6 protein-coding genes and 1 pseudogene are annotated in these 7,979 nt (G+C 42.3%); 2 read left to right on the top strand and 5 right to left on the bottom strand.

Translation table 11 applies throughout. The features are described from left to right. A pseudogene (locus IQO02_RS22115) lies at nt 1-656 on the bottom strand (MFS transporter); the annotation flags it as partial. A gap of 536 nt (nt 657-1,192) precedes the next feature. Between IQO02_RS22115 and IQO02_RS08225 the strand changes: the two are divergent. Next, nucleotides 1,193-1,909, top strand: coding sequence for a lipoprotein (locus IQO02_RS08225; RefSeq protein WP_016769247.1), 717 nt, complete (start codon nt 1,193-1,195; stop codon nt 1,907-1,909). A 200-nt stretch (nt 1,910-2,109) separates the two neighbouring features. Next, on the top strand, nt 2,110-2,610 hold the full coding sequence (locus IQO02_RS08220) for a hypothetical protein (RefSeq protein ID WP_016784466.1): 501 nt from the start codon (nt 2,110-2,112) through the stop codon (nt 2,608-2,610). 133 nt (nt 2,611-2,743) lie between these two features. On the opposite strand, the gene IQO02_RS08215 is transcribed toward IQO02_RS08220, so the two are convergent. The 4 genes from IQO02_RS08215 to IQO02_RS08200 form a co-directional block, all read right to left on the bottom strand. Beyond that, a complete protein-coding gene (locus IQO02_RS08215; RefSeq protein ID WP_010441105.1) occupies nt 2,744-2,998 on the bottom strand; it encodes a DUF3297 family protein in 255 nt (84 codons plus the stop codon). Between the two features lie 373 nt (nt 2,999-3,371). Further along, nucleotides 3,372-4,655 (bottom strand): lysine N(6)-hydroxylase/L-ornithine N(5)-oxygenase family protein, encoded by a 1,284-nt coding sequence (locus tag IQO02_RS08210; RefSeq protein WP_016769245.1) that lies wholly within the window; start codon nt 4,653-4,655, stop codon nt 3,372-3,374. Between the two features lie 78 nt (nt 4,656-4,733). Further along, the gene (locus IQO02_RS08205; RefSeq protein ID WP_010441109.1) at nt 4,734-5,711 is read right to left on the bottom strand and encodes a GNAT family N-acetyltransferase; all 978 of its coding nucleotides are present in this window, start codon (nt 5,709-5,711) and stop codon (nt 4,734-4,736) included. Next, nucleotides 5,701-7,908 (bottom strand): TonB-dependent siderophore receptor, encoded by a 2,208-nt coding sequence (locus IQO02_RS08200; RefSeq protein WP_010441111.1) that lies wholly within the window; start codon nt 7,906-7,908, stop codon nt 5,701-5,703. Before IQO02_RS08200 ends, IQO02_RS08205 begins: the two co-directional genes overlap by 11 nt. Between the last annotated feature and the right edge of the window lie 71 nt (nt 7,909-7,979).

Genomic DNA, 7,979 nt, shown 5'->3' with positions numbered 1-7,979 from the left:
GGTAAGCCACAAGACTGAGGTGTATCTCTTACAGTGAACCAAACAAAAATAGCAACGAGAGTGGCAAAAAATGCAGGAACATAAAAAGCGGTTCGCCAGTCGTCATTAAAAGCCCAAAGCCCCAATAGGAACATTGGGCCGATCAAGCCGCCACCGACATTGTGTGCCACGTTCCATACGGAGACTATCTCGCCGCGTTCTTTTCGTGACCACCAGTGAACCATGGTTCGCCCACAGGCCGGCCAACCCATACCTTGAAACCAACCATTTAGAAACAACAGGATAAACATCGCAGTAATACTACCTGTCGCCCATGGCATAAAACCAAAGCAGAACATCACCAATGCCGACATCAACAAGCCGCCACTGAGGAAATAACGAGGGTTAGAACGGTCCGACACGCTCCCCATTAAAAACTTAGATAAACCGTAAGCGATGGATACTGCGGCTAAAGCAACCCCTAGTTCGCCTCGGCTATACCCTTGTTCAATAAGGTATGGCATCGCCAAACTGAAGTTTTTGCGTACTAAGTAGTACCCTGCATAACCAACAAAGATGCCGAGAAAAAGCTGCCATCGTAAACGTGTGTAGGTGCTATCAATCTTATCTGACGATAAACGATCGATATGCGCCATAGGTTTGAATATTCCAAACATAGGAACCTCATAATTATTGGGCGATAGAAATTTAAAATGCTCGAACGAAAAAATTAAACGCTCATTCGAAATCAGGGGAATTGTATGTGCTTCAGGATTATTTTCTGTGATATAGCTATCTATTAACAATAAATAACTTTAAATACAGCATATTAGTTTCATTTAATTAGACTGCGCTTCATATTTTCGTTTTTGTATATCTAACTTCAGGAAACATTAAGTGGGTACATTTTGTTCGAATGAGCAAATATCGAACAAGTTATTCATTAAAAACAAATCAAGGTGTAGAAACTCCACCATCCCACCAACCTACAATCGCACTTATATTCTATGGCTTTCTTTTGAATCTTAAATACATAACCAATCGTGATGTCAAACCTATGCTTCCGTTTATTTATTGAACGCTGGTGATTACGTATCGTACAACCTCAAGTGATGCAGCAATGCCCAAAACAACTTTATTTGTTCGCCCAATATTTTGGGTATGGTGTGCAGTCATCAGCTTCTTACTAATTAATTAAACGATAGGAAATATCATGAACAAATCACTTATCGCTCTTGTACTTGCTACTGTTTTAGCTGGCTGTTCATCAGGTGGTACATCTGAACCGACACAACCTGAATTTGATGGTGACTACGGTTTTGAAAATATCGATCCCGGTTTCGGGCAAGATGATACCGATAACGATGGCGGTTATGAGAACGTAGACCCTGAATATGGTGTAGATGCACCCGGTCTAAAAGACAAAATTGCACAAGCTGATTTGGGTTTCGTACATATCCCTGAGTTGGGTGATATTCCATTTTTTAATACGGATACTGATGAAGCGCACATCGGGGCTGTAAAAGAGCGCTCTAGTGAAGAAGAAACCCTCTATAGCATCTATGTGGATGACAAGCGTGTTGGTGAAATCATCATTCGTGATAACTATGTCACGATTAGCTCTGGAGACAAGATGATCTCAGGCAGAAAAGATTCAATCACTTATGCCGACAATGATTACACCTTCTGGACAGTGCGAGATACGAGCGGAAATGTAGTTGGTGACTTTAAACGTCTCGATGACGGTGTTTGGGTATTCCGTGAGGAGATGAGCAGAGAAACATTTGTGGTGAAGTATCACAACGGCCAATGGAACTTCATCCCAGTAGCAGAGATAAAGAGCAAGGTAAAAGATAACTTACCTTCGCAAGCAGCCGTTACCAAAGTTCGAGCAAAGATACAGGCAAATAAGCTTCGTACGCTGAAGTAATCATTCTTAATAAAACAGAACTGCCGGGCATTCAAACAGTACGTTTGAGTGCCCTTCTTTTCCTACCAATATTTCTACGTAGCTCTTTCAGTAAAATGCTTCAATCTTTCAAGGATGATTCGAATTACGTGACCAATTTAATGGTTGTCTAGGTTTATACCGAGATCGCCAATATTCTGTAAACATAAGCGAGTGATCAAATGACCATCAAAAACCTTCCTCTATTGGCTCTAACCGCTTTATTGTTGTTATCTATTACCAATGTTCACGCTTATGAGCAAAATCAAGATGAAACCGCGATTACATTTGGTCTATCTGCTGAACGTGGTTGGCGTGATTGGTCTGCTTCTTACATCAAATACCGTGGTGTTGGTTCTCTGGGGTATGGCTTTGAATTTACACGCTCTGCATACAATGATGACACCTCTTCTTATGAATACAAACAACGCGACAATGAATACCAGTTTCACGTCCCTATTGGTATAACCGAAAACCTTTACATAACACCGGGCTACGGCATTAAACGCACCCATACTGATGTCACATTTGATAGGAACAAGTTCTCAGACAGTTCAACCAAACAAGTTGGCGGCTTAGATGCAACCTACATTATGGACAGTGGTTTTGTGGTAACGGCCGGTTTCGACAAAGCAGAAGGTGAAGACTTGGAGTTTTCAATTGGTGCAGGTATCGCATGGTAAGCGAAGGTTTTGGAATAATGGTAAACACAGAAAAACAAAAAAGGCCTAGATTTTTCTAGGCCTTTTCTAGTAATAACGCTTGGTAACTCAGTATTGGCAAGTGACACCAAGGATTAGCGAGTTACTCCAACAATTATTCTTCGATGTAAAAAGCTTCTACAGTGCCTTTTAGAGTAATAAGCATTGGTTGACCAAAGCGATCTAGCGCTTTAGGTGAAGGGATCTTAACCCAACCTTCGCTGATGCAGTATTCTTCAACATCAGTACGCTCTTTACCATTTAGACGAATGCCGATTGGGTATTCGAAACACTCAGCAACGTGGTGTGGGCTGCGTGGGTTACCTGCAAGATGATCTGGTAAAGCTGGTCTTGAATTAGTATCGCTCATGTTCATTACCTGTATGTACGTAAATAAAAAAAGTGCGTCATTCTAGTCAATATAGGCTTTGTGCTCAACAACTGCTGCAATAAATCGTAGTGATCGTTTTAATCAACAGCTAGTTGTTTGATTTAAAGGCGATATCAACACAAATTTCATCGATACATTAACAAATTTGCGGCAAGCCATAATTCTCTAACCTAGGCAGCTAGGCCGATAAATGGGATAGCACACAACTGGCGACTCTATGGATTGAATTAATATTTAAGAACAAAAACGCCAATATAATATTGGCGTTTGCGTTTTGGCTATATGTGCTTCGAAACACGTGATAAACAAATATGCTGCGAACAAATACCACAACATTGTTCACATACAGAATCTAAGCTTTTTCTAGCTCGTTCTGTGAGTTTTCGAGAAGCGCATCTACGATCTCTTGAGAACGAACAGCCAACACAGAAAGAAGCGTATCACTCAGGCCATGAGAAGATTCACAACACCCCTGCAGGAAGATCTTAACTTCACAACTTGGCTTCATGTCTAATTGGTATGAACGCGCTACCGATTTACTATCAATCAAGGGTTCAATCGAGCTGAGCATTTGGTTGAACTCATCGTAACGATAGCCCGTAGCAAGAATGATCGCATCGTATTCCTTCCATAACTGTGTTTTGTTTATCGTGTCATTCAGACGCAACGCTACTTTGTCATCTTTCATAGCAACTTCTTGGATGTCATGACAACGTAGATGTTGATGGTTACCCTCACCCGTTACTTTTTGCAAATAAAGCAGCTCGTAAATGGCGTTAAGTTCTTCTGTATCCACAACTGAATAGTTAGTCGCGCTAAATCGAGAAAGGATGTGGTCACGCTGCTCTTGCGTGCTTTCATACATGTGATCGGTAAACTCAGGATCAAACACCTCGTTTACAAACGGACTGTCATCAGCCGGGTGCAATGCAAAGCGGCGGTTAACCATGTGAACTTCACCATCAGCATAACGATTGGTGAGATCAACGAATATTTCAGCAGCACTTTGCCCAGCACCCACGATCGCGATTTTTGGCTCTGAGTTTGGCTTAAAGGTTTCACGCCACGCTTTGTACTTCGAGGAGTGGATGATTTGTTCGTTATCATGGCCTTCAAACAGTTTTGGAAGTTTCGGCATCCCGCCCATACCGACAATAAGGTTCTTAGCGATTCGAACCGTCTGGTTGCCGTGTATATCGGTAGAGGTAACTTTTACTTTTGAGCTTTGACCATTTTCATCAATCGCTTCAATATCAATGACTCGCTGGCCGTAATTTACACGTTCTGAAAATTGATTAGCAACCCAAGTCAGATAGTCGTTAAACTCAACACGAGAAGGGTTCATACTACCTAAGTTGATAAACGCATTAAGCCTATCTTTGGTGTGCAAATAATTAACGAATGAATAAGGACTGGTTGGATTTCGTAATGTCACCAGATCTTTCAAACAAGATATTTGCATTCTTGTTCCATCTAACAACATACCACCGTGCCATTCAAAATGAGGCTTTTGCTCCAAGAAGCAATAACTTAAGCCTTTATCTTTAGCTTGCTCTTCCAAAGCAATAGCTATCGATAAATTAGCAGGACCAAAGCCCACTCCGAGAACATCATATTCCTTAATTTGTTTCGTCATGTATAACCTCATGAAAATTTTGCAGGCGCAAACAAGCGCCCTATTCCGACTCCTTGTTTCAGTACAAACTGCTCTCGATTAGAACTCGTTACTGAAAAAGCTGTCTTTTAACTGACACATTAAAGCCGCACGCTTATGCGGAAATTCAAATTCTTTAACTTTGGCAAAGCCGTATTTTTGTAGATACCCAATCATTTTGTTGTTATCGGCTCTTGGCTCGCTAACAATCTTTTCTGTGCGAGGATCCGATAGATAGATGAAGTGACAAACAGAAGGCAACCAAGCAGCAACTTTATGTGCTCCGCGGTGAGACTCTTCGCCTACCAACATATGTATCCCACGATCGTAGTCGCCAGCTGCATAGTAAGGCGCGATACGATCTTCTTTTGTCCAATACACTTCGATATAAGCAAAAGGCTGGTTGTCTAAACATACAATTAGCAGTTGATTTTTATGGTTTTTGCAGGATTCTTCTAAATAAAACTTGTGCTCTTCTAACGAACCAGTCTGTTCCCAGAAATTGGCAACACGCTTTGTGTTCTGCCATTTATTGAACAACGTTAGATGTTTATCAACGTCTAACCCTTCTAATGTAAGTACAGCGTTTAGCTCTGGAATGTAGCGACGATATAGCTCCCCATACAAAGGCTTTGGCCTTGCCGGATGATACCCTGCAGCGTCAAGAACTTGCTTATGTGGGTAAAGGGCGTGATTTCGATTCTTAAGCCATAACTCCGGAGTTTGCATAACGGCTTCACGCCATAGCACTTTTAAGCCTTCGGCAGTTTCAAAGGACAAAGAATCCAACACTTCGCTTTTAAATTGTCCGAGTTCAATAGTTCGAATATCTGAGTTAGCGGAAAACAAAAGCGCAAACGCTGAGAGAGCTTCTTGTTCGGTAGCCGTCATCTCTGTAAGTCGCCAAAAATGATCCGTTTCTCGTACTACTTCGAGAGAACCGCTACTCACTTCAACACTATATCTATCTAGCCCTTCAGTTAAAGAAACACTCTGCCCATCGGGCAGAGTGTTCGCAGGCTGGTGGCTACCAGTCATAGGTTACGCTCGCAATCACGTTACGACGGTCACCGTAGAAACAGTAGTAATCACATGTAGCAACGTACTCTTTATCTGCTAGGTTTTTCGCTGCAACTTGGAACTTATAATCTTCAATACGGTAGCTTAACGTAGCGTCAAACAATGTATATGAAGGAACAACGTTTGTTTCGGTATTATCGGCATATGAATCACCAACGTAACGAGCACCCGCACCAATCGTTAAGCCATCTAATGGACCATTTAGGAAGCGGTAATTTGCCCAAGCTGAAGCGAGTTGGTCAGCAATTTGTGATGGCGTGTTGCCTACATTACTGCTTGTCGAATCTGCTGTTATTTCAGAATCAATGAATGAAACGTTACCAATCAAGGTTAATGCTTCAGTCACGTTTGCAACAGCTTCTAGCTCTAAACCACGGTTACGAACCTCACCAATTTGCGTTAGTTGGCCAGCGACCTGACGCGCTAAGTTTTCTTTCGATACTTCAAACGCAGCAATGTTGAAGTAACCGTCAAAGCTACGCGGTTGGTATTTCAAGCCAAGTTCGTACTGTTCGCCACGTTCTGGCTTCGCAGGGTCACCATTGGCGTCAAGTTGAATTATTGGGTCAAACGACTGAGCGTAGCTCGCATAAGGTGTAAAGCCGCTATCCATCAAATAAGCAACACCGAAGTTAGTTGTCCACTCTTCGTTGTCGACCTTAGTTTTTGCGCCCGTTGTCGTGTTATGTGTCTTATTTTGGGAATCGTCGTAACGAACACCTATTTGCACTGCCCACTTGTCCGCAATCATCATTTGGTCTTGTAAATACAGGCCTAGTTGATTGTTTTTAGTTTTAGTGGTTTGGCGGTCAGATTCATCAACAACACTAAAGTTAGAATCCAGCAAAGTGACATTGTTACTATAGGACGGGTTGAAAACATCAAACAATGGGTTTGCGATCGAAACGAAAGTCCCTCCAGCTGGAACAATAATCGAGCTATTACCATCGGCAACAAATGGGTCTGAAGCATAATCTTTACTGTCAATATCGATACTTTGATAATCGATACCAGCTAGCAAAGTATGTTCTACAACGCCAGTTTTAAAGGTGTGTACAACGCGGTTGTCTATATTAAACGCGTCAGACGTGCCTTCCTCTGTGGAAGCCCCGCGTAGAACCTTGCTGTTTGTTGGGTCATAAACACCTAAACCATAATCTGTCGCATAGCCAAGCGAATACATTTGACGGAGGTTAATGTCCATCTTACTGTAACGCGTATTCTGCATGAAGTAAGTACTGTCATTGAAATGATGTTCAAATTCATAGCCTACTGACAGTTGTTCACGCTCGAACGTTTCCCAATCGGTATTGCCTACCGCAGTGCTATCACTGATTTTCCCGTTTGGATTCGATGTTAACGTTCCTTCCATTGGCAAAAATTGCAGATACGGGTCGGAATCATCTTTTTGGTAACTGGTTAACAATGTTAATTTGGTGTCGTCTGTGAATTTATAAGCCAGAGAAGGGGCGATGAAAATACGTTCAGCTTCTACTCCATCAACACGGCTGCCATTTTTGCGACCAAGCGCTTGTAGGCGGAATGCCATTTTTTCGTTAACTTCAGAGTTCACATCTAAGCTAATTTGCTTACGATCGTCAGTGCCGTATTCAATAGCAAACTGACCAGAACCACCGTCAAATTGAGGGCGCTTGCTCACGACATTTATGACGCCACCTGGAGGAGTTTGGCCGTACAATGCAGAACCAGGACCACGTAAAATTTCTACTCGCTCCAACCCAAATGGGTCGATTTGCCAGCTGTAAAAGCCAGATGAGTACAAACGCGTTCCGTCTTGATACAAGCCGCTGTTTGCTTGCTTAAAGCCACGAATCACAAACCAATCTTGCTTGTTATCTTCACCGAAGTAATTTGCTTGGATACTCGGTGTGTATTGCAATGCATCGGCAATACTGATCGACGCTCTGTCGTCCATTTGCTCACGCGTCACAATGGAAATAGCACGAGGTGTTTCACCTATCGCAACGTCGGTTTTTGTTGCCGTGCGACTACTTAATCCTACGTAGCTAAAATCTGGACCTACTGAGCTGTCTTCAAGCTGCTGCCCAAGAACAACAACGGTTTCATCTTCGTTGGCCTGAACCATTCCTGACGATATAACTAAAGCGACCGCAAGTGCTGTTGGGGTGCGCATAAAGTGCCGATTCATATATTTCTCCTTCAATACGGCTATGAACCAATTGTAATAAAAACACAAACAATAAC

This window comes from Vibrio sp. OPT24, from assembly GCF_015163545.1.
Classification (GTDB): domain Bacteria; phylum Pseudomonadota; class Gammaproteobacteria; order Enterobacterales; family Vibrionaceae; genus Vibrio; species Vibrio cyclitrophicus.
Note: the sequence above shows the minus strand (reverse complement) of the source record. Positions and strands in the feature narration are given on the sequence as shown.